This is a genomic window from Corynebacterium hansenii (assembly GCF_030408795.1).
In the GTDB taxonomy this organism is placed as follows: Bacteria; Actinomycetota; Actinomycetes; order Mycobacteriales; family Mycobacteriaceae; genus Corynebacterium; species Corynebacterium hansenii.
On sequence record NZ_CP047211.1, the window covers coordinates 1,030,342 to 1,055,570 of the forward strand.

The following is a 25,229-nucleotide window of genomic DNA, read 5'->3' on the forward strand; positions in this document are numbered from 1 at the left end:
ACGCGGGCGCCATGTCGCCCGGTTATCGAGCGACCCGGTTCCCGTCGTGAAGCGGGAACGAGCGACGCGGGCGGCCAACCGACCGGCAGACGCCGACCGGGAGACACCGCCCGCGCCGCCCGCACCCGCCCCGCGCCTACGCCTCCAGCGCCCGGCGGAGGCCCGCCTCGACGCCCGCCGACACGTGGCCGAAACGGTGCAACGACCACGAGATCGACTGCTCGCGCAGGTAATGCAGCATCTCGTGGCGGCCGCTCTGCACCACCGGCGCGGGGTCGAGCCACGAACCGTTCTCGGCAGCCGCCTTCAGCGCCCCCGCCGGCACGGCGCCCAGGCACCGCACCCGCGACGACGCCGCCACGGACACTCGCGCGGTGAAGTCGGCGTCATCCTCCACGACGACGTCAGCCAGCCCGTGCGCCGCCAGCACCCGCAACGTTGCGGCGATCGGCGAATCGGCGCGGCTCGGCGACGTTCCCGGTCGGGCGGCGTCCTCGGCGTCGCCCATCACGGACGGCGCGACCGTGACCACGGGCACGTCCGCCCGCCGCGTCCCCGTCCCCGCGCCGCCGGCGCCCACGGCTTCCTGCGCCGCGGCCGCGGCCAGCACCGTCCGCGCCAGCTGCACGGGGTGCGCGCCCGGCCCGACGCGCACGGTCGGCCGCGGGTAGGGGCGGTAGCGGAACACGTTCGCCTCGCCGATCAGGCCCGACTGGTCGCGCGGCACGCCGAATTCGGTGCCGGCCCAGTACGCGTCGGATCCGGCGGCGGCGCGCAGGTACTCGATGGCGTCGTCGATGAGCTGCGCCGTCGCCTCGCGCCCGTCGATCGGCCGCGCCGCACCCTCGCGCAGCGCATCGGCGAGGTCGCGCAGCACGGCGTTGACGCCGCGGCTGGGGCTGGCCTTCGGCATGCTCGACGACGGCGCATCGTGGACCGTCCCGAGCTGCGCCACGTAGTTCGGGCCGCCGGCCTTCGCGCCCGGGCCGACCGACGAGCCCTTCCAGCCGCCGAACGGCTGGCGGCGGACGATGGCACCGGTGATGTGCCGGTTGACGTAGGCGTTGCCCACCTCGACCTTCGACAGCCACGTGGCCACCTCCGACGAATCGAGGGTGTGGATGCCGCCGGTCAGGCCGAAGTCGACGGCGTTCTGCCATTCGATGGCGGTCTCCAGGTCGGGGGCGCGCATGATGCCGAGCACCGGGCCGAAGCACTCGGTCATGTGGAACCACGATCCCGGCTGGACGTTGTCGCGGATGCCCGGCGACCAGATCGTGCCCTCGTCGTCGAGTTGGCGGGGCCGGACCAGCCACTTCTCGCCGGGCTCGAGGATGGTCAGGCCGCGGCGCAGCTTTTCGCCCGGCGGCTCCACCAGCGGGCCCATGTCCGTGGACAGGTCGCGCCCGTGGCCGACTTCGAGGGTGCGGGTGGCGTCGAGGATCTGCTCGAGCAGCCGCTCGGACTTGCCCGCCGCGCCGACGAGGATCGCCAGCGACCCCGCCGAGCACTTCTGCCCGGCGTGGCCGAACGCGGATGCCACGATGTCGGCGGCCGCCAGGTCCGGGTCCGCTGCCGGCGTGACGATGATCGCGTTCTTGCCGCTGGTCTCCGCCAGCACGGGGCGCTCGGGGCGCCACGACCGGAACAGCGCCGCCGTTTCGGAGGCGCCGGTGAGCACGACGGCGTCGACGTCGTCATGCGTGATCAGGTGCTTGCCCGCGGCCGACTCGTCGGTGTTGGCCAGCTGGATGAGATCGGGGTCCGCGCCGGCGTCGCGCAGGCCGTCGCGCAGGGCGGCCACGGCGACCTCCGCCACGCGAACGACCTGCGGCGCCGGCGAGATGATCACCGCCGACCCCGCCGCCAGCGCCGACACGATGCCGCCGACGGGGATGGCCACGGGGAAGTTCCACGGAGGGGCGATGACCGTCACGCGGTTGGGCGTGAACGCCACGCCGGGCTCGTCCGCCAGCGCCCGCGCCGACGCCGCGTAGTAGCGGATGAAGTCGATGGCCTCGCTGATCTCGGGGTCGGTTTCCGCCACCGTCTTGCCCGGCCCGTGCACGGCGGCGGCGATGAGGCTGCCGCGTCGTGAAGCGAAACGCTGCGCCACGACCTCCAGCACCGACGCGCGCCCGTGCTCGCCGAGGTCCGCCCACGCCGACTGGACGCGGGTGGCGCGGTGCACGACGGCGTCGACGTCGGCGACGTCGTCGATCAGCGGCGCGCGCGACGGGCCCGGATCCTGCGACGGGTGGACCAGCGCCTTCGCCCAGTCGCGGTTGGCGGGCAGCGCGGAATCGGTGTCGGGCTCGTTGGCGAAATCGGTGAGGGTCGGCGCGGTCTTCGCCTTCTCCGCCCGCGGCGTCGTGGTCGTGCCGGGCGCGGCGTCGGGCGACGTCGGCGGGCCCTCCACGCGGCGGTCCTGCGTGCGGCGCGGCTCGGACCGGGTGGCGTCGCGCTCGTCGACGGCCTGCCGGAAGCGCGCCTCCTGCCCGGACATCGGCGACTGCGGCGACTTCGGCGACGGCCCGTCGCCGCCCGCCCGCTCGCCCTCGTCGAGGGAGGTCATCGCGTGCAGGAAGTTCTCCTCCGCGGCGTTTTCCTCCAGGCGGCGCACCAGGTAGCTCACCGCGACGTCGAAGCTGCCGGCGTCGACCACCGGGGTGTAGAGGATCAGGCGCCCGACGTCCTCCTGGATCACCTTCTGCTGCATCGGCGCCATGCCCTGCAGCATCTCGGCGTCGATCTGCTTCTCGACGCCCCGGGCCCGGGCGAGTTCCACCGCGGCGGCCATGGAGAAGAGATTGTGGCTGGCTACGCCCACGCGCAGGCTTTCGGCGACGTCGGGGCGCAGCGCCCGATCGAGAAGCCGCAGGTAGTTGGCGTCGGTCTCCGCCTTGGTGGCGTACGGGGCGCGGACCCACCCGTGGGTGTCGGCGGTGACGGTCTCCATGGACAGGTTCGCGCCCTTGACCAGGCGCACCTTCACCGGCGCGCCGCCGCGGGCGACGCGGTCGCGGGAGAAGCCGATCAGCCGGTCCAGCGCCGCCACCGAATCCGGCAGGTACGCCTGCAGCACGATGCCCGCCTCCAGGCCCATGAACTCGTCCTCGGAGAGGATGCGCTCGAAGACCTCCAGCGTCAGGTCCAGGTCGTGGTACTCCTCCATGTCCAGGTTGATGAACGGGGGAGAGGTGCGCGACGACGTGCCCGGCGCGTCGGCGGCGATGCGGTAGAGGGGGCGCAGGGTGCCCACGAGCCTGTCGACGCTGCCGTCGAAGTCCCAGGGGTTCAGCTGCGACACCACGCTCGACGCCTTCACCGAGACGTAGTCGACCATCGGGTCGCGCAGCAGCGCCATCGTTGCGTGCAGGCGGCGCTCGGCCTCCTTCGCGCCGAGCACGGCCTCGCCGAGCAGGTTGAGGTTCAGGCGGCGGTCGCGGGCGCGGGCGCCGGACAGCAATTCGTTGAGGGCTTCGCCGTCGGAGTCGAGGATGAGATGCCCGACCAGCTGGCGCATTCGGCGCCGGGCGATGGGCATGACCAGCCACGGCAGCTTCGGGGCGAGCACGCCGCCGAGCTTCATCGCCGCGCGGTCCATCGCGGAGAGGAACTCCGGCGTCTTCGTGCCGCCCGTCAGCCCAGCCAGCTGGCGCGCGGCGGTGGCGTCGTCCTCGGGGCGGGCGACCTGGTCGACGAACGCCATGGTGTAGTCCACGCCCGCGGGGTCGTGGACGAGTTTTGCCAGCTGCTCGGCCGCGTGGTCGGAGGCGTCCTTGACGGGATCCTCGGGTTCCCCGTCGCCGGCCCGCGCCTGCGCGAGGTCGCTGGCGCCGGTGCGTCCGGCGACCTTCTCCGATTCTGCGAGCCAGCCCATCGCACGGTCGACCGCGGCGTCGACGAGGTCGTCCAGGGGAACCAGGCCGTCGTCCCGGCCGGCGGCCATCCGGGCGGTGCCGTCGTCCCGACCGTCGTCGTCGATCTGATGGCGGGCGTCGTGCGTTGGGGCCATGGTTTCCTCCTCGTGCGAAAATCGGGCGTTCCCCGCGCCGGACGGGGGTTTCCCGTGGGGTCGCGCGGGGCGGGCGGCGCGATGGCCGCTCCCGTCCGCGACCCTACGTATGCTTCGAGGGAGAAAACAACCATGCTGGCCCGTGCCGTGATTCCAGCGTGGCGGGGGTTTTCGGGGGTCGGCGCGAACGCGGAAAAACCGGCCGGCGGAACGGATCCGCCGACCGGTTTCGGGTCGGGTGCGGGCCTCGGGGCGGAAGGGGCGCCCGGGGCCGGGCGGGAAAACCTAGATGAAGAACATCAGCACCGCGGTGATCAGCCACAGGGCGCTGAAGATGCCGGAGAACATGGCCAGCTGGCCCTTGGCCTTGCCCCAGTCGAGGTTCGCGGCCTTCTCGGCGCGCTTGCGGAAGTCGGGGTCGTCGGCGAGCTCGTCCTCGCCGGCGACGCCGAGGCCGGCCATCATGACCGACTGCTTCGGGGTGATGACGAAGTACAGCAGCGCCCAGGCGATGACCGCCAGCAGGATCGAGGCGTGCAGCGCGCCGGCCTTCATGTAGGTGCCGAGGTCGGTGAACATGACGCCGAAGCCGAGCAGCGGCACGGCCAGGGAGAACAGGCCGTAGGTGCGGGTGACGGCGTGCATGGTGCGGGCGGCGCCGACGGAGCCGGCCTCGCCGTCGCGCGCGGCGAGCGCGAGCCGCGGGAACATGGAGATGGCGACGGTGACCGGGCCGAGCAGCAGGATCGCCGCGACGACGTGGGCGATGAGGACGACGTTGTTCACGAAGTGCCTTTCATTGGGAGGGTGGGCCCATGTGCGGGTGTGGGCTGGTTCACGGGGATTCCGCCGGGCTGGGCGGGGAGTCCATCGGGGCGCAATGGTAGCCGATGGCGGGGCCCGGCGCCCAAGCGGTACCGACGCGGCGTCGTCAAATCCGGGGCTCGCTTTGCGACGGCCCGGCGCCCGAGACATCGCCCCTCCCGCGGGAGCGGCGGGGAGCGTGCGCGGCGGTTACCGCGCCCGGATGCCGCAGGCTCCGGCCATCGCGGTCCAGTCGGCGACGGACACCGGCAGCTCCCATGCGACGGCGACGCGGAGGTAGCGGACGGAGTAGCCGCACCGCAGTTCCCGGGCGGGTGGCAGCCACTCCGCGGGCGTGAGGTCGGACTTCTCGCGGTTCACGGCGGAGGCGACCGGCACGAGGTTGAGCGCGGCGTCGTTGGCGAATTCGCGCCGCGCCCGCGCGCCCCAGGCGTGCGCCCCGAAATCCCACGCCGCGGCGAGCGGGTAGAGGTGGTCGACGTCGACGCCGTCTGCCGCGACGTCTTCGCCCGTATACGGGTCGGCGATGGTGGGGGAGCCGGAGAACCACTCGGCGAGCACCGCGTCCCGGGTGTCGCCCGCGCCGGAAGCCGTCCCGGCCGCGGTCCATCCTCCGAACCGGGAGCGGTCGTAGCCCAGCACGGTGATGCGCTCCGGGGCGACGGCCACGGAGGACAGGAGAGCGGCGGCGTCCCGTGCATCGCCGGACTCGCCGGCGCCCTCACCCTTGCCCGGGCCGTCGCCCGCGCCGCCGCAGGCCGCGGCGAATGACAGGAAAAGGGCGAGGAGCGGGGGCGCGAGCCGTCGTAAAGCGGATGCGGAAACGGGGTCGGGAGCGGGATCGGGGGCGGGACGGGGAGCAAGACGGGGAGCGGGGACGAGAACGCGGAAGAGGCGGGCCACATCCCATTGGACGCGGCCCGCCCCTTCGCGGTTCCGTTCAGTTTTCCGCCCACCCCATCGGGGTGTGGCGGCGGCCTACGCCGTGGACTCGACCTTCACGGCTTCGCCACGCGGGGCGACCGGCTTGGCGGCCTCGGCGGCGGCGTGGTCGAACTCCTCGACGATGTGCGGCGACGGGGCCTTGGTCATCAGGGTGACCGCGACCATCGCGATGGCGGAGGCGGCCACGCCCGGGACGATCTCGTAGATGACGTCCGTCAGCGGGCTCATGCCCCACGCGAAGGACACCAGCGCACCGGTGATGATGCCCGCCGCGGCACCCGGCATGTTCAGGCGGCGCCAGTACAGCGACGCCAGGATGACCGGGCCGAACGCGGAACCGAAACCGGCCCACGCGAAGCCGACCAGCGACAGGATCGACGAGTTCGGGTTCGAGGCGATGACGCCCGCGATCAGCGCGACGACCGCCACGGCGATGCGCGACGCCAGCATCGACGTCGACGAACGCAGGTTCTTGTTGACCACGCCGCGGTACAGGTCCTCGATCAGCGCGGAGGACGACACCAGCAGCTGCGACGAAATGGTGGACATGATCGCCGCGAGGACCGCGGTGAGGATCAGGCCGGCGACCAGCGGGTGGAAGATGACGCGGGTGAGGTCCAGGAAGATGGTCTCGTAGGACTCGGTGTCGGTGACCGACGCATCGGGGTTGCGGGCGAAGAACACCGTGGACACCACGGCGACCAGCGTTGCGCCGAGCATGCAGATGACCTGCCAGGTCACGCCGTAGCGGCGGCCGGCGACGGCGTCGGCGGGGGAGCGCAGCGCCATGAAACGAACGATGATGTGCGGCTGGCCGAAGTAGCCCAGGCCCCAGCCGATCAGGCCGATGGTGCCCAGCAGCGGCACGCCGCTGAACGCGTTGAAGAAGCCGTCGACCGGGGCGCCCCCGCTGCCCGGGTAGGCGTTCTCGGCGGCGAAGGAGAACAGGTCCGAGACCGGCTCGCCCTCGCTCGTGAGCACGAACATGGCGACGACCGGGACGATGAGCAGCGCCAGGAACATGATGACGCCCTGCACGGCGTCGGTGTAGGACACCGCCAGGAAGCCGCCGAAGAGCGTGTACAGCACCGTCACGGTGGCGACCAGCAGCAGGCCGACCAGGTAATCGCCGCCGAACGTCGACTCCCAGTAGCGGCCGCCGGCGACCATGCCGGAGGACACGTAGAAGGTGAAGAAGACCAGGATGATGATGCCCGAGGCCACGCGCAGGATCTTCGTGCGGTCCTCGAGCCGGTTCTCCAGGAACGACGGGATGGTGATCGAGTTCTTGGCCACCTTCGTGTAGCTGCGCAGGCGCGGCGCCGTCAGCTTCCAGTTCGCCCACGCGCCGATGCACAGGCCGATGGCGATCCACGTCTGGTTGAGGCCGGAGAGGTAGATCGCGCCGGGCAGGCCCATCAGCAGCCAGCCCGACATGTCGGACGCGCCTGCGGACAGCGCCGCGATGAACGGGTGCAGACCGCGCCCGGCGAGCATGTAATCGTCGTACTCGGTCGTCTTCCGGTAGCCCGTGTAGCCGATGTACAGCATCAGGGCCAGGTAGATGACGATGGCGATGAAATACCAAGTCGTCGTTTGCAAGTGCTTCGACTCCTTCTGGTGAGGGCAATCATGTCTACGTTCGTAAAAGCGACTTAACGACGCTTTCACGTTCCCGGCGGGGCACGCAAAACGGTGACCAGGGTTTTTCCGGTCAACCGTGTTCTTTGGAACCTTAATGTCGCCTGTGAGCGGCAAGGATAACGAATCGGTAACAATGTGGCGCAGCCCATCCTCGTGGTGGGGTTCGGGCGTGATCGGGGCTTTTCGGGCAATCTGCGCACTCTCTTGTTGATCGGCGTTCGAGGATGGTAAGACTAGCCGGGCCCGCAATGCCTACCCTTACCTAAGGCATTTGCGGGCTTGCGGTGGTACGCCCACCCGTCGGCCGAGCCAATTCCGGGCACGGCCGGAACCGGGCACCCGTCACCGTGAGCACCATCCCGGCCGTCTCGGCGGCCCCGAACCGAAAGGCACTTCACGTGCAACGTCCGATCTTCCGCAAGGCGGCGGCCGCCGTCGCCGCGTTCACCGGCGCCGCCCTCCTGCTCGCCGGCTGCTCCGCGCCCGGAGCCGCCTCCGACGACTCCGCCTCCGGCGGCGAATTCACCGTCACCGACGTCGCGGGCCGCACGGTCTCCTTCGATCGGCGCCCGGAGCGCGTCATCCTCGGCGAGGGCCGGGCGTCGTTCGTCACCGCGCTGCTGGACAAGGACAACCCCACCGAGCACGTCGTCGCCTGGGGCGGTGACCTGCACTCCGGCGCCCCCTCCTTCGAGAAGAAGCTGTTCGAGGCCCACCCGAAGGCGAAGGACGTGCCGGTCATCGGCAACCTGGCCAAGGGCGACGTCACCGTGGAGAACCTGCTGGCCCACGACCCCGACGTCGTGGTCATGACGCTCGACCACAAGAAGGCCGCCGAGAAGAACGGCTTCCTGGCCAAGCTCGACCAGGCCGGCCTGAAATACGTCTTCACCGACTTCCGCCAGAAGCCGCTGGAGAACACCACGGCGTCGGTCCGGCTCCTCGGCCGGATCCTCGACGAGGACGACGCCGCGGAGCGGTTCGCCAAGTTCTACGACGCGAAGGTCGCGGACGTCACCGACCGCGTGAAGGACGTCAAGGACAAGCCGCGCACCTTCGTGTGGCGCGCCGCGGGCCTGAAGGACTGCTGCGCCACGGTGAAGAACTCCAACCTCGGCGACCTGGTCAACGCCGCCGGCGGCGACAACATCGGCGACGGCATCCTCGATTCCGAATCCGGCGACGTCACCGCCGAGAAGGTGCTGGCCGAGGAACCCGACGCCATCATCGCCACCGGCGGCTCCTGGGCGCCGGACCCGGAGAAGCCCGCCGTCCTGCCGCACGTCGAGCTCGGCTACGGCGCCAACGACGGCACCGCGCGCAAGACTCTCGACGGCCTGACCGCCACGCCCGGCTTCGACCACCTGCGCGCGCCGGCCGAGGGCAACCTCCACGGCCTCTACCACCAGTTCTACGACTCGCCCTACAACGTCTTCGCGCTCCAGCAGATCGGCGCGTGGCTCCACCCCGACAAGTTCAAGGACGTCGACCCCGTGGCCGACTTCGCCGAGTTCCACCGCGAGTGGCTGCCCTTCGAGCTGACCGGCACCTTCTTCACCTCCACGGGGGCCGGGAAGTGACGCTGTCCGTCGTCAAGCGGAAAGGCCCGCCGGCCGAAACCCCATCGGCCGACGCACCGGCAACCCCCGGAGCCCCGCCGGCCGACGCGTCGCCGAGCCCCGGCGCGGCGGCCGGGTACCGCTCGCGCGCCCGGCGCAAGGTCCTGGCCATCGCCGCGCTGACCGTGATCGCGTTCGCGGCGTTCGTCGTGGCCACCGTCGTCGGGCCGCTGCCGCTGTCCGTGGGCGACGTGCTCGGCGGCATCGCCGACCCGTCGTCGGTCGATGACCGCACGCGGACGGTGCTGTGGAACCTGCGGCTGCCGATGTCCGTCATGGCGGTGCTCATCGGCGCCGCGCTGTCGCTGGCCGGCGCGCAGATGCAGACGATCCTGGACAACCCGCTGGCCGAACCGTTCACGCTGGGCATCTCCGCGGCCGCGGCGTTCGGCGGGGCGGCGTCGATCGTGCTGGGGTGGAGCGTCATCGCCAACCCGCAGTTCAACCTGGCGGCCGTGGCCTGGGCGTCGGCGATGATCGCCGTGGCCGTGGTCATGGTCGCGGCACTGTGGCGCGGCGCGGGCTCGGAATCGATGATCCTGCTGGGCATTTCGCTGGTCTTCCTGTTCCAGGCGCTGCTGGCGCTGATGCAGTACCGGGCGACCACCGAGGCGCTGCAGCAGATCGTGTTCTGGACCATGGGGTCGCTGGGCCGCGCCACGTGGACCGCCAACGGGCTGATCGCCGGGGCGCTGCTGATCGCCGTGCCGTTCACCATGTTGTCCGCGTGGAAGCTCACCGCGCTGCGCCTGGGCGAGTCCCGCGCCGCCGCGATGGGCGTCGACGTGCCGAAGCTGCGGGCGGCGACGCTCGTGGTGGCGTCGCTGCTGGCGGCCACGGCGGTCGCCTTCGCGGGGATCATCGGGTTCATCGGACTGGTCGGGCCGCACGTCGCGCGGATCCTCGTCGGCGAGGATCACCGGTTCTTCGTGCCGGCGTCGATGGCCGCCGGCGCCGCGCTGCTGGCCGCCGCCCACGCCGTGTCCATCACCATCGTGCCGGGCATCGCCATCCCCATCGGGATCATCACCGCGCTGGTCGGCGTGCCGTTCTTCGTGGTGCTCGTGCTGGCGCGGCGCCGCGTGCTGGGAGGTCGCTGACATGACCGCGACTTTGACGGTGGAAGGGCTGCGCCGTTCCTACGGGCGGCGCGAGGTGTTGCGCGGGGTCGACCTGGGCCCGGTGCCCGGCGGCACCGTGACCGGTTTGATCGGCCCGAATGCGGCCGGCAAGTCCACGCTGGTCAGGGCCATCGCGGGCATCGACCGCGTCCGGAGGGGCAGCATCGGGGTGGAGGCCGGCGGCGGGCCGCTGACCGGCGCCGCCGCCCGCGATGCGATCGGCTACGTCCCGCAGGACCTGCCGGGCACGGCATCGCTGACGGCGTTCGAGTCGGTTCTCGCCTCCTCCCGGCGCGGCGGCATGTGGCGCGTCGGCGATGATGCGCTGGCCGCGGCCGCCTCGGCGATGTCCGCGCTGGGCATCGAGCATCTGGCGGACCGCGGGCTCGGCGAGCTGTCCGGCGGGCAGCGCCAGCTCGTCGCGGTGGCGCAGATGCTGGTGCGGCGGCCGGCGGTGATGCTTCTCGACGAGCCGACGTCCGCCCTCGACCTGCGCCACCAGGTCCGCCTGCTGGAGCTGATCCGGCGCGAGGCGGAGGCCAACGGTGCCGTGGCCCTGGTGGCCATCCACGACCTGAATCTGGCGGCGCGCTACTGCGACCGGCTGGCGGTGCTGTCCGGCGGCGTCATCCGCGCGGTGGGCGAACCGGCGGAGGTGCTGGTGCCCGAGCTGCTCCAGGAGGTTTACGGCCTGCGGGCCCGCGTGCTCGACGACGGCGGCGTGCCCGTGGTGTGCCCCGTGCCCGAGTAACGGGGCGCGCTTCCCGGCCCGCGTGTTCGAACGCGCGGTCCGGGGTGGGCGGGGGCGATCCGGGGCGGGTGGCATGATCGGGGCATGTCTTCGCCCACCCATCTGCTCCACGGACTGTGGCTGCCCGGCACGGGGCTGAATCTGTGGTTGGAGCGGGTCGAGGGGCACCGGGTGCTGAGGGCGCTCGACGACGCCTCGCGGGCCGCGTTGCCGGCCGCCGCATCGGCCGTGCTGGCCTCCGTGCCCAGGGGGCGCCCCGAGGTGGAGCTGCGCACGCCGAAGGGGAGGGCCGTCCGCCACGTGCTGCCCACGTGGGCGTTCGTGCCCGAGCGCGCGGTGACCGTTCTGGAATCGCTGCGCGCCGACGCCGATGACCCGGCGTTCGCTCCGGACCTGCGTTTCCTCATCCGCGTGCAGGAGTCCCTCGAGCGGTGGGCGCGCGCCGGGCGTGCGCTGGTCGCCGTGACGTGGGAGGACGGCCGGTGGTGGCCGCAATGGCGGTTGCCGGACGGGCTGAAGGAAACGTCGTGGCGGGCGCAGGTCGCGCAGCGCACGCCGCCGGTGCTGACCGTCAACGGCGGCGGCGAAATGCTCGACGACCTGATGGGGCGGCTGTTCCACTGGACCGTCAACGCTCTGCTGGCGGACCTGCCGGACCCGCCGAAGGGACGCCAGGCGTTCGTGCGCGCGCTGCTCGATTCGGAGCCGCTGCGCCGGGCGACGCCGGACGTCGCGTCGGATCTGGCCCAGTGGCGGTCGTCGGCGTCCGGGGAGGACGTCCGGCTGCTGCTCGTGCTGGAGGAGCCCGAGGAGTTCGACGACCCCGACCATGGGCGCGTCATCGACATCGTGAACAACCGCGGCGGTGGCGCCGACGACCCCGACGAGGGCCTGTGGTGGCCGCTGCGCATGCACTACCGCATCGGGGTGGGCGCCCCGGAACGCCTGGACCCGTCGATGTGCCGCGGGTCGGTGCTCACGCAGTTGCGGCCGCAGCTGGAGGTGGCGCAGCAGGCGTTCCCGCCGTTCCGCGAGGCGATCTCGGACGGCGCGGGCCTGGATCTGCTGCTCAACCCGCGCCAGGTCGTGGACCTGGTGGCGCACGGAGTCGACGCCCTGCGCGACGCCGGCATCGCGGTGATGCTGCCCCGGTCGTGGGTCAGCGCCCGCCCGTCGCTGCGCCTGGAGGTCGATCCCCGGGAGAAGGAGCCGGTCGGGTCGGTGCGCGGCGCGACGGAATCGCGCGTCGGGTTCGACCAGATCGTGGACTACAAGTGGCGGCTCACGCTCGGCGACGAGGTGCTGTCCGACGACGACGTCCGCCGCCTGGCCGAGTCCGGCTCCGGTCTGGTGCGGCTGCGGGATTCGTGGATCGCGGCTGACCCGGACACCACGCGCAGGGCGCTGAAGTTCCTGGAGGAGCAGACGAAGGCCGGGGAGGCCACGGGCAGGGGCTCGGCGGCGCTGAGCGAGATCCACTTCGCCGGCGGGTCGGTGACGCGGGCGCCGGTGCCCGTCGACGTCGACGCCCGCGGCTGGGCCCGGTCGCTCTACGGCGGGATGATCGGCGACCCCGATGACGATGGCTTCGAGGGCCCCGCCGAAATCCACCGTCGCCGTGTGCCCGTGCCGGAAGGATTCGTCGGCGAATTGCGCGAATACCAGCGCCGCGGCCTGGATTGGCTGTCGTGGATGTCGGACGCCGGTTTCGGCGTGATCCTCGCCGACGACATGGGGCTGGGCAAGACGGTGCAGATCCTCGCCCTGCTGCTCCACGAGAAGGAAACGCGGCTGGCCGCCGAATCCGACGATGAGCGTCGCGCGCGCGAAGAACTCGACGCCGCCCTCGACGCGGGCGACGGCTCGGTGCGGGCGCTGGACGGCGTCGTCAAGCGGTACCCGACGCTGCTGGTCGCACCGATGTCGGTCGTGTCCAACTGGGCCGCCGAAGCGCGGAAGTTCGCTCCGGGCCTGACGGTGAAGGTGCTGCACGGCGGCAACCGCCCGCGCGGGGCGGAACTCAAGCGCGTCGCCGAGGGCGCCGATCTGGTGGTGACCACCTACGGCATCGTCGCGCGCGACCCCGGCGAATGGGGCGCGGTGCAGTGGGACCACGTGATCCTGGACGAGGCGCAGGCGGTGAAGAACCCCAACACCGCCGTGGCCAGGGCCGTGCGGCTGCTGCCGGCGCGGCAGCGAATCGCGCTGACGGGCACGCCGGTGGAGAACAACCTGGGCGAGTTGCGGTCGATCATGGATTTCTGCAACCGCAACATCCTCGGTTCGGCGCGGTCCTTCCGATCGCGGTTCGCCGCGCCCATCGAGCGCGACGGCGACGAAAACGCGGCCGCGGAGCTGCGCACCATCACCGCGCCGTTCATCCTGCGGCGCATGAAGTCCGACCCGGGGATCCTCGACGAGCTGCCGGAGAAAGACGAGGCCGTCACGCTCGTGCCGCTGACCGCCGAGCAGGCGCTTCTGTACCGCGGCTGGGTCGAGGAGCTCGAGCGGGAGGTCGACGCCGCGAAGGGGATGAAGAGGCGGGCGCTGGTGCTGCAGGGCATCACCAAGCTCAAGCAGATCTGCAACCACCCCGCGCATTACCAGTCCGACGGGTCGCCGCTGCTCGATCGCGGCCGGCACCGGTCGGGCAAGGTCGCGCAGCTGCAGGCCATCGTCGACGAGGCCGTGCTGGCCGACGAGCGCGTGCTCGTGTTCACCCAGTACACGACGTTCGGGAAGATGCTGCAGCCCTGGCTGTCCGAGCGGTTGGGCCGCGAGATCCCCTTCCTCCACGGCGGGGTGTCGCGGGCGGCGCGGCAGCGGATGGTCGACGAGTTCAACGCCGAGGGCGGCGCGCCGGTGATGGTGCTCAGCCTCAAGGCCGGCGGCACGGGCCTGAACCTCACGGCGGCCAACCACGTGGTCCACGTCGACCGCTGGTGGAACCCGGCGGTGGAGGACCAGGCCACCGACCGCGCCTACCGCATCGGCCAGCGGCGCGACGTGCAGGTGCACAAGCTGGTGGCCAAGGGCACCATCGAGGAGCGCATCGACCAGGTCATCGCCGGCAAGGTCGACCTCGCGCGGGCGGTGATGCCCACCGGCGAGTCGTGGCTGACGGAAATGGGGCTCGACGAACTGCACCGCCTGTGGCGGCTTGACGACGACCGCTCGCGCAGGGCCGCAGAGGCCGCCGAAGCCGGGCACACCGTGGAAGACGAGTGGGCGCGGGACGCGGCCGGGGGCGGGAAAGGCGGGGGCGGCGCGGATGGCGCGGATGAAGAGGGCGGGAAGGACGAGAAGGACGCCGTCGCCGACGTGATCGAGCTCGGCGCCGGCAAGGATTCGGCGAGGAAGGGGAAACGCGATGGCCGACGGTGATGTGACCTGGGGCGACAACGTCATCTACGCCGATTTCGGCGCGCGCGGCGCCGGCGGCGGAACCCGGGGCGCACGGCGGGGGAAGAAGGGGCCGGGGCGTCGCAAAGCCGATTCGGGACAGGCGCGGCCGCGCACGGACGTGGCGCGCAGGCTCTACGACGCAGTCGCCGGCGTCGCCGACGGCGGGCGGCGCGAGCGGGGCGAGGCGTACTTCCGCGACGGCCACGTGCTGGGCTTCCGGATGGTCGACGGGCAGGTCGTCGGCGAGGTCAAGGGCAGCCAGATCGAGCCGTTCACCGTGGTGATCAAGCTTCCGTACCGCGACGCCGGCGCCGCCGACGGGGTGCTGCGGTGGCTCGCGGCGACGAACGGCGCGGCGGATGAGCTGGCGCGCGGGACGCTGCCGGAAGTGCCGCTGGGGAAGCTGTTGCTCGCCGCCGACGAGGCCCCGGTGTGCCGGTGCTCGTGCCCCGACCCGGCGCCGGCCTGCAAGCATGCGGTGGCGGTGGCGGCCGCGGCGGCGCGGGCCATCGACGCGGAACCGATGAACGCGCTGGAGCTGCGCGGCGTCGGCGTGCACGAGGCCAAGCACCGGCTGGCGGGGCTGATGGCGGAGGCGGCGGCGAAGTCGGCCGGGCGGGGCGCCGACGGCAAACCCCGCGGACCGGTGCGCCGGACGACGGGGCCGCGGACGGAGGATCCCGTTCTCGAGCTGGTTAGGGAGGACTTCTGGGGAGCGGACCTGCCGTCGATCGAGGTGCCGGCGCCGGCGCCGATGGTCGTGCTGCGCGACACCGATCCGACGCTGCTGCACGCGGCGCTGCGGTCGACGACGGTGCTGTCCGTGGAGACGCTGCGGGCGGTGTCCGATCTGGAGGACTGCTGGGATCATTTGACGTCGCCGCCGTCGTTCGACGACGGGGACTTCGCCGCGGGGGCCGGGCGGCCGCGCGGCGAAGACGACGATGGCGTCGTGGCGGCGTCCTTCGACGATGAGGAGTGAGAAATGAGGAATGATCAGCCCTTCGAACGGGGGTGCGACCCGGGGGTGTTTCGCCGGGCGGTGATCCGGGGGCTCTGATAAGACTCGGGACATGGATGAGCAGCGGGATTCGCGGGCTGGGGACGATTCGGCGGTGCGGTTCCTGCACACGTCGGACTGGCAGCTGGGCATGACGCGGTGGTTCCTCAAGGAGGGCGACGGCGAGGCCCAGGCCAGGTACTCGGCCGACCGTCTGGAGGCGGTGCGCGGGCTCGGCCGGCTGGCGCAGGAGCGCGGGGCGGAGTTCATCGTCGTCGCCGGCGACGTCTTCGAGTCGAACACGTTGCCCGACCGCGATTTCCAGCGGTCGCTCGACGTGATCCGCGAGCTGCCGGTGCCGGTGTACCTGCTGCCGGGCAACCACGACGCGCTGGATGCGACGTCGATCTACCATCGCCGGGTGTTCGGCGAGGTGGAGGAGAAGGGCGTCCACGTGCTGCGGGATTCCTCCCCGGTCGAGGTCCGGCCCGGCGTCGAGATCGTCGGCGCCCCGCTGACCACCCGCGCGCCGGACGTCGATGTGCTGGCCGAGGCGCTGGAGGAGCTCGAGCCGACCGGCGGCGTGCGCATCGCCGTCGCCCACGGCCAGGTCGCGGGCTTCGGCGCGGAAGTCGGGGCGACGCTGTCGCTGGATGCCGTGGCCGCGGCGGTGGAGAAGCGGGCGGTGCATTACGTCGCGGTCGGCGATTCGCATTCGACGCAGCGGCTCGACGGCGAGGGACGGGTGTGGTTCTCGGGATCGCCGGAGACCACCGATTACGACGACAAGGAGCGCGACTCGGGCAACGTGCTCGTCGTCGACGCGTGGCCGGATCGCGCCCCGCACGTGGAAACCGTGCGCGTGGGCCAATGGGATTTCCGGGCGATGGAACGCGATTTCGCCGACGCGGGCGACGCGCGGGCGTGGCTCGACGAGCTGCGGATGCTCAGCGACAAGTCGCGGACCTGCGTCAAGTACTCGCTGCGCGGGACGCTCAACCTCATCGCCGATGCGGAACTGAAGCGGGGGCTGCGAGAGATCGAGCCGTCGTTCGCCGCGCTGTACAGGCGGGGCAGCGGTTCGGAGGTCACCGTGGTGCCGGAGGACGGCGACATCGATTCGCTGGGCGTCAACGGTTTCCCGCTCGATGCCGCCGAGCGGCTGAAGGCGCGGACCGCTGATCTGACGCTGGCGGAAGACGACCGCCGCACCGCTGCGGATGCGCTGGCGCTGCTCGCGCGCCTGGCCGGGACCGGGAAGTAGGGGAGCACGCCATGAAACTGCACTCGATCGAGCTGAAGAACGTCCGCGGCATCGGCCATCTGGTCGTCGACGAGCTGCCGGACCGGGGCGTCATCGTCATCGCCGGCGACAACGAGATGGGCAAGTCGACCATCGCCGAGGCGATCCACGTCGCGTTGACCTGGCCGGCGAAGGCCGAGCGCAAGGAGACGAAGGCGCTGCGGCCCAACAACCGCGATGCATACCCGGACATCACGCTGGACATGACGCTCGGCGGGACGCGCTTCACCCTGCGCAAGGTGTTCGCCGGGCAGCGCGCCGCCACCGTCACCGAAGTGACCGTGACCGAGCCGGAGCGCAGGCAGCTGACCGGCGAAGCGGCCCAGCAGTGGCTCGACGAACTGACGCGCGGGGAAGGAACCCGCGACCTGTGGAACGCATTCGTGGCGCGCCAGGGCGGGGAGCAGAAGGCGCTGCAGATGGGCGCGTACGCGCAGGTGACGGCCGCGTTGCAGGAGGCTTCCGGCGGTACGGCGGAAACGGAGGATCAGAAGTCGATCGTCGAAGCGGCGCTGGCGGAGCGGGCGCTGTACTACACCGCGCAGGGGCGCGAGAAGGCATCGCTGAAGGAGGCCCGGGAGGCCGTCGAGGCCGCGGACGGGCGGTGGGCGGCGGCGTCGGAGCGGGTGGCGCAGGTCCGCGACCTCGTGGACGAGGCGAAGAAGAACGATCGCCGCCGGGCCACGCTGGAATCTTCTCTGCCGGAGGCCGAGGCGGAGGTGGCCAAGTGGCGCAAGACGGTGGAGGAGCTCGCCGAGTTCCGCCACGCGAAGTCGCGGGCGGACGATGCCGTGCGGTTGGCGACGGTCGAGTTGAAGACCGTCCGGCAGGCCCGCGAGAGCCGCGACGAGCTGATGGCCCAGGAAAAGCAGGCGCAGGCCGCGCTGGAGCGGGTCATCGAGGAGCTCAAGCCGTTGCGCGAGGCCGCCGAGGCGGAGTCTCGGGAGGTCGAGGAGGTCGAGGCGACGGTGGTGCGCACGCGCGCCCGCCGCGACGCCGCCCGACGTCTGCTGCAGTTGGCGGGCGATGACCTGAACCACTGCGCGAACGTCCGCAGGTTCGCCGAACTTGAGGACGTCCTCGAGCGGGTGCGGGAGCTCGATGAGGTCGTGCGCGAGAAGCGCCGCAAGCTCGCAGAGCACCGCATCACCGCCGAGGACGCCAAGCGCGCCTACGATGCCGAAAGCGAGTGGCGGACGGCGACGACGGTGCTGGAGGCGTCGTCGTCGGAGCTGACCGTCGGCGCGGCCGCCGCGACGACGGTGTCCATCAACGGCGAGGATGTCGAGGTGGGGGAGTCTCCGGAGACGAGGGCCGTGACCGCTCCGACGAGCGTGCGCGTCGGCGACGTGACCGTCACGGTCACGCCCGGCGACGGCGCCGGCGCGTACGCCGGGCGGGAGTCGCTGGCGAAGGAGAAGCTGGACGAGATCCTGTCGGAGCTGGGCGTCAGTTCCGTGCGCAGGGCGGAGGAGAAGGCGAAGGCCCGCTCGGTGGTCGAATCCGAGTTGGAGGTCGCCCGCGCCCGCCTCGACGCCGAGCTGAGCAATCGGGACCTCGGCGAAATGCGCGATGCCCGGGACGCGCTCGACGCCGAAGTCGAGGCGTACCCGGCCGTCCGCGCGGACATGATCGCCGGGTGGTCGGGCAATGGCGGCGGCGATGGCGGTGGAGCCGGTGACGGCGGCGAGGCCGACGCCGCGGCCGCCGCCGGCATCGGGGACGTCGCCATGCCGGCCGACGAGGCAGAAGCGCAGCGGGTTCTCGACGAAGCCAAGGAGCGCGAACGCACCACCGCCGGCGAATACGAGGCCGCGATGCAGGCCGCCCAGTCGATGAGCGCCCGCCCGGCCCGCCACGAGCTGCACGCCAAGCAGGCCGACGAGCATGCTCGCGTGGAGGACGTGCGCCGCGCCGTCGACGCCCTGACGGAGGCCCGTTCCCGCGAAACCGACGATGCCCTGGCGGAGCGCCTCGACGGCGCGCAGTCCACCTTCGACGATGCCCGCGCCGCCGCCGACAGTGCCGCGCGGATCCTGGTCGAACGGGGAGCCGAGGACGCCGACGAATCGCTCGCCGGCGCGGAAGCGCACCTCGCGGGGCTGCGCGACGAGCAGATCCGCCTGCGCATCCGCCGCGGCGCGATCACCGGCGAGCTGAAGTCGGTCACCGGCGTCAACGAGGAACTGGCCGACGCCGAAGCCGAGCGCACCCGCCTGCGCCGCGAGCTGGAATCCATCACCCGCCGGGCGGCGGCGGCGAGGCTCCTCTACGAAACCCTCGAGGAAGCACGCAGGGAAACCCGCCGGACCATCGGCGAGCCGCTGCTGCAGAAGCTCGCGCAGTACGGCGGCGCGGTCTTCGGCCACAGCACCACGTTTGAGCTGGACGAGGGCATGGCGGTGAAGTCCCGTTCGAATGCCTCGGGCACCTTCGAGTTCGACGCGTTGTCCGGCGGCGCCCAGGAACAGATCGACGTGCTTCTGCGCCTGGCCGTCGCCGGAGTCATGGACGGCGAGGGCGGAGCGCCGGTGATCATCGACGACGCGCTGGGCTACTCGGACCCCGATCGTCTGAGGAAGATGAACAACGCCTTCGCCCGCGCCGGCGAGGACAGCCAGATCCTCGTGCTCACCTGCTACCCCGAGCGTTTCTCGCGCATCGCCGAAAGCCATCGCCTGGACATGGACGACCTCCTGCGGCGGTAGCGGGAGGGCGGGTGCTCCCGTTCTTCCCCCGAACGGCGAAACGCGGCGCCGCCGCCGAGATGGCGGAGACGCCGCGCGTCGCAAAGCGGGCCCGGCTCGTCACCCCACCCCGAATGTGGCTCCTCAACCCACCCCGAATGCGCCAACCCACCCGCTGGAACGGGTGGGTTGGCGCATTCGGGGTGGGTTCGCCGTTGCGTCCCGGGAGGGCGCGGTGACCGGGCCCGATTCGGGATGGATCAGCCGTTGCGTCCCGGGAAGTCGGGATCGCCGGGCGCGATGCCGGACTAGGCCTTGGTGCCGGAGACCTCGATCTCCAGGACGACCTTGTCCGACACCATGACGCCGGAGTTCAGCGGGGCCTGCCAGTCCACGCCGAAGTCCTTGCGGTTGATGGAGCCGGAAGCGGTCAGGCCGATGCGCTCGACGTCGAAGGCGTCGACGTTGGTGCCCTCGAACTCGACGTCGAGATCGATGGACTTGGTCACGCCCTTGATGGTCAGATCGCCGGTCAGGACGCCCTCGTTCTCCGAGGTCACCTTGGCGCCGGTGGCCACGAAGGTGATCTCCGGGTACGTCTCGACCTCGAAGAAGTCGCCGGCGCGGACGTGGTTGTCGCGGTCCTCGTTGCCGGTGTCGATCGACGCGGCCTTGATGGTCACGTTCGCCGCATTGTTGGCGCCGTTGTCCGGGTCGATGGTGAAGGAACCGGTGTAATCGGTGAACTGGCCGCGCGTCTTGGTCACCATCGCGTGGCGGACCATGAAGCCGATCTGGGAATGCGCGGGGTCGATGTTCCAGGTGCCGGCGAGGTTGGGGGAGAGAGCCATGGGAGATCCTTTCGGGTTTTCGTGTCCCGGGCCGGAGTCCGGACCGGACGGCATGTTGCCGCATCAACAATTGGAACTGTAACGCACTGTAGGTGATGTGTCAACAACTTTGCGGGGTTTTGGTGAAACTCGTGGTCAATCCGGTAGCGTGATCGACATGCAGCAGGATGTTCCATGGCTCAATGACGACGAGCAGACGCTATGGCGCGCGATGATGAACGCGGCGAAGGCCGTCGAGCGCGCGATGGACACGCGCCTGCTCACCACCGAAGAGATCTCCAGCGCCGACTTTTCCGTGCTCGTCCAGCTCTCCGAGGCCGAAGGCGAGACCGTCCGCATGCGCGAGCTGTGCGAGGGGCTGAAATGGGACCGAAGCCGCATGTCGCACCAGATCACCCGCATGGAAAAGCGCGGCCTGGTGACCAAACTCCGCTGCGCCAACGATAGCCGCGGCATCGACGTCGAGCTGACCGACCATGGCCGCGACGTCATCCAGCGGGCCGCGCCCGACCACGTCCGCATGATCCGCCGCATCGTGTTCGACGAGCTCGACGCCGTTCCGGGCCTCGACCGGACCGCAGCCCTCACCGCCCTGCGCAACGTCTCCGCGGCGGCCGAGGACTTCCGCGACAAGACGATTGGGTAGCGGCGCTCCCGTTCGGCCCCTGCCACCCCCGCCGCGACCGCACCCGAACCAGCCCCACCCCTGTCGGCCCCGGCAATGCGGGCCATTCCGCGGTACACCCGTTAGCCTTGTCGCATGAACGAGTATGAGTGGTTGACCGACGACGAGCAGCAGTTCTGGCAGATGCTCGTGCCCACCTTCCGCAGCGTCGAGCGCAACATCGAGCTGAGCCTGCGCGAGAACACGGGCCTGACGTTCGGCGACTTCACCGTGCTCATCGCGCTGAGCGAAACCGAGGACGGCGTCATGCACGTCGACGAGCTGTGCCGCCGCCTGAAGTGGAACCACCCCCGCGCGCTGCTGCACACGACGCGGATGGAGAAGCGCGGCGTCATCACCGTCGAGGATCCCGGCCCCGACCCGGATTCGGACTACACCGTCGCGCTGACCGGCGTCGGCCGCCATGTCTTCGCGGAGGCCGCCCCGGATTACGTTGCGACGGTCCGGTCCGAGGTCTTCGAGCAGCTTTCCGACGACGACCTCGCCCACATGTCGCGCTGCTTCACGGCGATCATGCGCCACGCGGAAGACGGCGACGACTCCCAGCTGCTCTGACCCCGCCCGGACCTGCGCCGCGGCGTCTCCCGCGTCCCGCGACCGGCGCGCCGTGAACCGCATGTTCCCGTATAACGGGGGTATGGCGAACATGGACAAGAACGAACTCTTCAACCAAGAGGCCATCTCCCGGTCGATCGACAAAATGGCGGGCCGACCGGTGCGCCGCAGCCACTCCAACAAGTGGATCGCGGGCATCTGCGGCGGGATCGAGGAGGCCACGGGCTTCAACGTCACGGCGCTGCGCGTCATTTTCGCGGTGCTCGGCCTCACCGTCGCGCCGCTCGCGCTGATCCTGTACCTGGGCCTGTGGCTGGTGCTGCCGGAGTCGTGATCCGACCGGCGATCGAGCCCGCGCCACGCGGCCTACCGGCCCTTTCGCCGTTGCGCGGGAGGCGGTGCTAAAGTATCGGACGTTGCCCGCAAGGGCGCACGCCTCCGTAGCTCAGTGGATAGAGCACCGGTTTCCGGTACCGAAGGTCGTAGGTTCGACTCCTATCGGGGGCACCTCGAAAAGTCCCGCACCATCAGGTGCGGGACTTTTTCATGCGCGGCTCCGATCCCGAACGGCACCCGATCCCGCGCGGCGCCTACCCCGCCTACCCCGCGATGACCACCACCAGTGTGCGGGGGCCGTGGACGCCCTCGACGCGGTTGAGCTCGATGTCGGAGGTCGCAGACGGGCCGGAGATCATGGTGATCGGCGCGGTCGGCTCCAGCCGGGCGATGGCCTCGGGCACGCCGTCGACGATGGAATCCACCGGCACCACGCACACGTGCAGGTCGGGGACCAGGGTCAGCGCGCGCCGGCCGCAGGTGGGGGAGCCGTCGAGGAAGATCGTGCCGGTTTCCGCCGACGTCACCGCCGAGGACGTGACCACGCCGTCGAGGGCGTCGAGCTCCGTCGGCGCGAATAGGCCGGGCTCGTCGACGACGACCGCGCCGCCTCCGCCGGCCGCCCCGAAGTCGCCGAGCCACGCCTCGTCCAGGCCGGCGGGGATGCCGACCCGGCCGACGCCATGCGCCGCCAGCGCCTTCGCCACCGCCGCGCCGATGCCGTCATCCCCGTCGACGGCGGCCGAGCAGCGGATGACTTCCGCGCGGTAGTCCTCGAGCCGGTCGACCAGCAGGTCCAGCAATTCGGTTCCCGGCGTGGTGCGCCCGCGGACGTAGTCGCGCGGCACGGGGAACGCCTCGCCGGGCGTGCCGGCCTCGATGCCCGCGCCGTCGGAGACCACGCGGCCCTCCTCGGCCCGCGCGTGGGCTTCCCGGATGCGCTCGAGGATCTCGCGCTTCGCGCCCGCAGTGCCGTTCCCGCTCATCGGTCGTCCTCCTCGGTGCCCGGACCGGCGTCGGTTCCGGTGGTCGGTTCCCCGCCGCCGGTGATCCGGGACGGGATGGGGTGCGCGGCTTCGTCGTCAAGCAGGGCCCGCGCCGAATCGGAGCCCCACCACGCCCGGAAGGGCTTCTTCGGCGGCACCGGGGTGTCGCGCGCGTCGGACCACCCGGACAGGAACAGCGGCAGGCGGTGGATTTCGCCGTCGCGCAGCCCCAGCACGCGGGCCAGCGACGCCGACCGCACGGCCATGTCCCACAGGCGCGGTCCGCCCATGACCCAGCCGAGCAGCCCGAAGATCTTGCCCTCCACCGGCGGGCGGTGGTCGCGGACCTTCTGGTGGCGCAGTTCCAGCAGCGCCGCCGGGATGTCGATGCGCACCGGGCACACCTCGAAGCAGGCGCCGCACAGCGACGACGCGTAGGGCAGCGAGGCATTCGGGTCCTTGGCGGAATCCATGCCCGTCAGCTGCGGCGACAGGATCGCGCCGATGGGCCCCGGGTACGTCGAGCCGTACGCGTGGCCGCCGGCGCGCTCGTAGACCGGGCAGATGTTCAGGCAGGCGGAGCAGCGGATGCACTTGAGCGCCTCGCGGCCGATGGGGTCGGCCAGGGTGGCGGTGCGGCCGTTGTCCAGCAGCACGATGTGGAACTCGCGGGGGCCGTCGCCGTCGGCGACGCCCGTCCACATGGAGGTGTAGGGGTTCATCCGCTCGCCGGTCGACGACCGCGGCAGCAGCTGCAGGAACACCTCCAGATCCTCGAAGCGCGGCAGCAGCTTCTCGATCCCCATCACCGTGATCAGCGTCTGCGGCAGCGTCAGGCACATGCGGCCGTTGCCCTCGGACTCGACGACGGCGACGGTGCCGGTTTCGGCGACGCCGAAGTTCGCGCCGGAAATGGCGACCTTCGCCGACATGAACTGATCGCGCAGGAATTGCCGCGAGGCCTCCGCCAGTTCGGCGGGTTCGTTGCCCAGGCCCGGGTCGACGCCGGGGATGCCGCGCAGGAAGATGTCGCGGATCTCGTCGCGGTTGCGGTGGATGGCGGGCACGAGGATGTGCGACGGCTTGTCCTCGCCGAGCTGCACGATCAGCTCGGCCAGGTCCGTTTCGCGGGCGGAGATGCCCGCATCGGCCAGGGCCTCGTTGAGTCCGATTTCCTGCGTGGCCATGGACTTGACCTTGATCACGTCGGTCTCGCCGGTCGCCTTCACCAGGTCAGTGACGATGGCGTTGGCCTCCGCCGCGTCGCGCGCCCAGTGGACGTGGCCGCCGCGGGCGGTGACGGCGGACTCAAATTGCTCCAGCAGTTCGGGAAGCCGCGCCATGACGTCGCGTTTGATGGCCGAGCCCGCCAGCCGCAGCTTCTCCCAGTCGGGCTTTTCGCCGACGACCGCCGCGCGCTTGGCGCGGATGGAGTGGGTGGCGTTGCGCAGGTTGGACCGCAGCTGGCCGTTGCGCAGTTCGTGGTGCGCGGCGGCGGTGAATCCCTCGTCGCCGCGCAGGTGGCCGACGCCGGCGGGCGCGCGCGGGGGCACGGGCAGCCCCAGGTTGACGGGGGTCATCGCGATCCGCCTCCTTCGCGGTCGGCGGGGGCCTGCGCGGGTTGCTTTGCGACGTCGCCGTGCCCGCCGTCCGCCTGATACGGGCGGCGGTGCGTCGACGCGAGAATCTCCGCGATGTGCAGCGCACGGGCCCGGCCGCCGCGCTTGCGCAGCGATCCGCCGATGTTGAGCAGGCAGGAGGCGTCGCCCGCGGTGACGAACTCCGCACCCGTGGATTCGATGTGGCCCACCTTGTCGGCGACCATCGCGGCGGAGGTCTCGGCGTTCTTCACGCTGAAGGTGCCGCCGAATCCGCAGCATTCCTCCGCGGCCGGCAGGTCCACCAGGTCGATGCCCTCCACGGCGCGCAGCAGCTTCAGGGGCCGGTCGCCGACGTGGAGCACGCGCAGGCTGTGGCACGTGGAGTGGTAGGTCACCCGGTGGGGGAACCACGCGCCGACGTCGGTGACGCCGGCGACGTCGACGATGAACTCCGACAAATCCAGCGTCTTGCCGGCGCAGGTGCGGGCGGCGTCGGCCTGTGCGGCGGTGCCGAAGCGGGCGGCGATCATCGGGTGCTGGTGGCGCACCGCGCCGGCGCACGACCCCGAGGGCGCCACCACGTAATCGATGGAGGGGTCGGCGAAGACCCCGGCGTAGGCGTCGATCTGCGGCAGCGCCTCCTCCTGGTATCCGGTGTTGACGTGCATCTGACCGCAGCACGTCTGCTTTTCGGGGAAGACGACGTCGCAGCCGAGGCGGGTGAGAACGGCTGCCGTGGCCTGCACCGCCGACGGGAACATCACGTCGCCGACGCAGGTTGCGAATAGCGCGACCTTCATGGTGGCTCCTGGGGTGATGGGCTGGTTTCCCCGCCGAGTGTACGCCGGACACCAGCGGGCGGAACCGATTCAGACGTCGCTGGTGGGGCAGCGTCGA

General features: G+C 71.3%; 18 protein-coding genes and 1 tRNA gene. 11 read left to right on the forward strand and 8 right to left on the reverse strand.

Annotated features, from left to right (window positions below; genetic code table 11):
* Positions 1–136: 136 nt before the first annotated feature.
* The 4 genes from CHAN_RS04595 to putP all read right to left on the reverse strand — a co-directional run bounded on the left by CHAN_RS04595 (position 137) and on the right by putP (position 7,390).
* Positions 137–4,018, reverse strand: coding sequence for a bifunctional proline dehydrogenase/L-glutamate gamma-semialdehyde dehydrogenase (locus CHAN_RS04595; RefSeq protein ID WP_290292288.1), 3,882 nt, complete (start codon positions 4,016–4,018; stop codon positions 137–139).
* A gap of 285 nt (positions 4,019–4,303) precedes the next feature.
* A complete protein-coding gene (locus CHAN_RS04600) occupies positions 4,304–4,804 on the reverse strand; it encodes a hypothetical protein (protein WP_048742671.1) in 501 nt (166 codons plus the stop codon).
* A 228-nt stretch (positions 4,805–5,032) separates the two neighbouring features.
* The gene (locus tag CHAN_RS04605) at positions 5,033–5,746 is read right to left on the reverse strand and encodes a GmrSD restriction endonuclease domain-containing protein (RefSeq protein ID WP_290292294.1); all 714 of its coding nucleotides are present in this window, start codon (positions 5,744–5,746) and stop codon (positions 5,033–5,035) included.
* A gap of 75 nt (positions 5,747–5,821) precedes the next feature.
* Positions 5,822–7,390, reverse strand: a complete 1,569-nt coding sequence (gene putP, locus CHAN_RS04610) for a sodium/proline symporter PutP (RefSeq protein WP_290292296.1) — start codon at positions 7,388–7,390, stop codon at positions 5,822–5,824.
* A 440-nt stretch (positions 7,391–7,830) separates the two neighbouring features.
* Here putP and CHAN_RS04615 point away from each other — a divergent pair, with 440 nt between their 5' ends.
* The 7 genes from CHAN_RS04615 (at position 7,831) to CHAN_RS04645 (ending at position 19,339) form a co-directional block, all read left to right on the forward strand.
* Positions 7,831–9,012 carry an ABC transporter substrate-binding protein gene (locus CHAN_RS04615; protein WP_377748369.1) on the forward strand — a complete coding sequence of 394 codons (1,182 nt, stop codon included), beginning with the start codon at positions 7,831–7,833 and terminating at the stop codon, positions 9,010–9,012.
* Positions 9,013–9,155: 143 nt separating this feature from the next.
* Positions 9,156–10,151 carry a FecCD family ABC transporter permease gene (locus tag CHAN_RS04620; RefSeq protein WP_290293324.1) on the forward strand — a complete coding sequence of 332 codons (996 nt, stop codon included), beginning with the start codon at positions 9,156–9,158 and terminating at the stop codon, positions 10,149–10,151.
* A 1-nt stretch (position 10,152) separates the two neighbouring features.
* Positions 10,153–10,923: an ABC transporter ATP-binding protein gene (locus CHAN_RS04625; RefSeq protein WP_290292298.1), complete on the forward strand. Its 771-nt coding sequence runs from the start codon at positions 10,153–10,155 to the stop codon at positions 10,921–10,923.
* An 84-nt stretch (positions 10,924–11,007) separates the two neighbouring features.
* The gene (locus CHAN_RS04630) at positions 11,008–14,307 is read left to right on the forward strand and encodes a DEAD/DEAH box helicase (RefSeq protein ID WP_290292300.1); all 3,300 of its coding nucleotides are present in this window, start codon (positions 11,008–11,010) and stop codon (positions 14,305–14,307) included.
* Entirely contained in the window at positions 14,294–15,310 is a 1,017-nt protein-coding gene (locus CHAN_RS04635) for a hypothetical protein (protein ID WP_290292303.1), read from the forward strand. The genes CHAN_RS04630 and CHAN_RS04635 overlap by 14 nt, the downstream gene beginning before the upstream one ends.
* 91 nt (positions 15,311–15,401) lie before the next feature.
* The gene (locus tag CHAN_RS04640; protein WP_290292307.1) at positions 15,402–16,592 is read left to right on the forward strand and encodes a metallophosphoesterase family protein; all 1,191 of its coding nucleotides are present in this window, start codon (positions 15,402–15,404) and stop codon (positions 16,590–16,592) included.
* A gap of 11 nt (positions 16,593–16,603) precedes the next feature.
* Entirely contained in the window at positions 16,604–19,339 is a 2,736-nt protein-coding gene (locus CHAN_RS04645) for an AAA family ATPase (protein ID WP_290292312.1), read from the forward strand.
* A 287-nt stretch (positions 19,340–19,626) separates the two neighbouring features.
* Here the strand turns inward: CHAN_RS04645 and CHAN_RS04650 are convergent, their stop codons facing one another.
* Positions 19,627–20,169, reverse strand: coding sequence for a YceI family protein (locus CHAN_RS04650; protein WP_048742661.1), 543 nt, complete (start codon positions 20,167–20,169; stop codon positions 19,627–19,629).
* A gap of 157 nt (positions 20,170–20,326) precedes the next feature.
* Here CHAN_RS04650 and CHAN_RS04655 point away from each other — a divergent pair, with 157 nt between their 5' ends.
* The 4 genes from CHAN_RS04655 to CHAN_RS04670 all read left to right on the forward strand — a co-directional run bounded on the left by CHAN_RS04655 (position 20,327) and on the right by CHAN_RS04670 (position 21,916).
* A complete protein-coding gene (locus tag CHAN_RS04655; protein WP_048742904.1) occupies positions 20,327–20,815 on the forward strand; it encodes a MarR family winged helix-turn-helix transcriptional regulator in 489 nt (162 codons plus the stop codon).
* A gap of 114 nt (positions 20,816–20,929) precedes the next feature.
* Complete coding sequence (locus CHAN_RS04660; RefSeq protein ID WP_290292317.1) at positions 20,930–21,409, forward strand: MarR family winged helix-turn-helix transcriptional regulator; 480 nt, start codon at positions 20,930–20,932, stop codon at positions 21,407–21,409.
* A 91-nt stretch (positions 21,410–21,500) separates the two neighbouring features.
* A complete protein-coding gene (locus CHAN_RS04665; RefSeq protein ID WP_241485416.1) occupies positions 21,501–21,743 on the forward strand; it encodes a PspC domain-containing protein in 243 nt (80 codons plus the stop codon).
* A 100-nt stretch (positions 21,744–21,843) separates the two neighbouring features.
* Positions 21,844–21,916, forward strand: a tRNA-Arg gene (locus tag CHAN_RS04670).
* A gap of 92 nt (positions 21,917–22,008) precedes the next feature.
* On the opposite strand, the gene CHAN_RS04675 is transcribed toward CHAN_RS04670, so the two are convergent.
* Genes CHAN_RS04675 through CHAN_RS04685 form a run of 3 tightly spaced genes read right to left on the reverse strand, consistent with a single transcriptional unit; the run spans position 22,009 to position 25,132 of the window.
* Positions 22,009–22,731, reverse strand: coding sequence for a LutC/YkgG family protein (locus CHAN_RS04675; protein WP_290292321.1), 723 nt, complete (start codon positions 22,729–22,731; stop codon positions 22,009–22,011).
* The gene (locus CHAN_RS04680) at positions 22,728–24,311 is read right to left on the reverse strand and encodes a lactate utilization protein B (RefSeq protein ID WP_290292326.1); all 1,584 of its coding nucleotides are present in this window, start codon (positions 24,309–24,311) and stop codon (positions 22,728–22,730) included. Before CHAN_RS04680 ends, CHAN_RS04675 begins: the two co-directional genes overlap by 4 nt.
* Entirely contained in the window at positions 24,308–25,132 is an 825-nt protein-coding gene (locus CHAN_RS04685) for a (Fe-S)-binding protein (RefSeq protein WP_290292328.1), read from the reverse strand. Before CHAN_RS04685 ends, CHAN_RS04680 begins: the two co-directional genes overlap by 4 nt.
* Between the last annotated feature and the right edge of the window lie 97 nt (positions 25,133–25,229).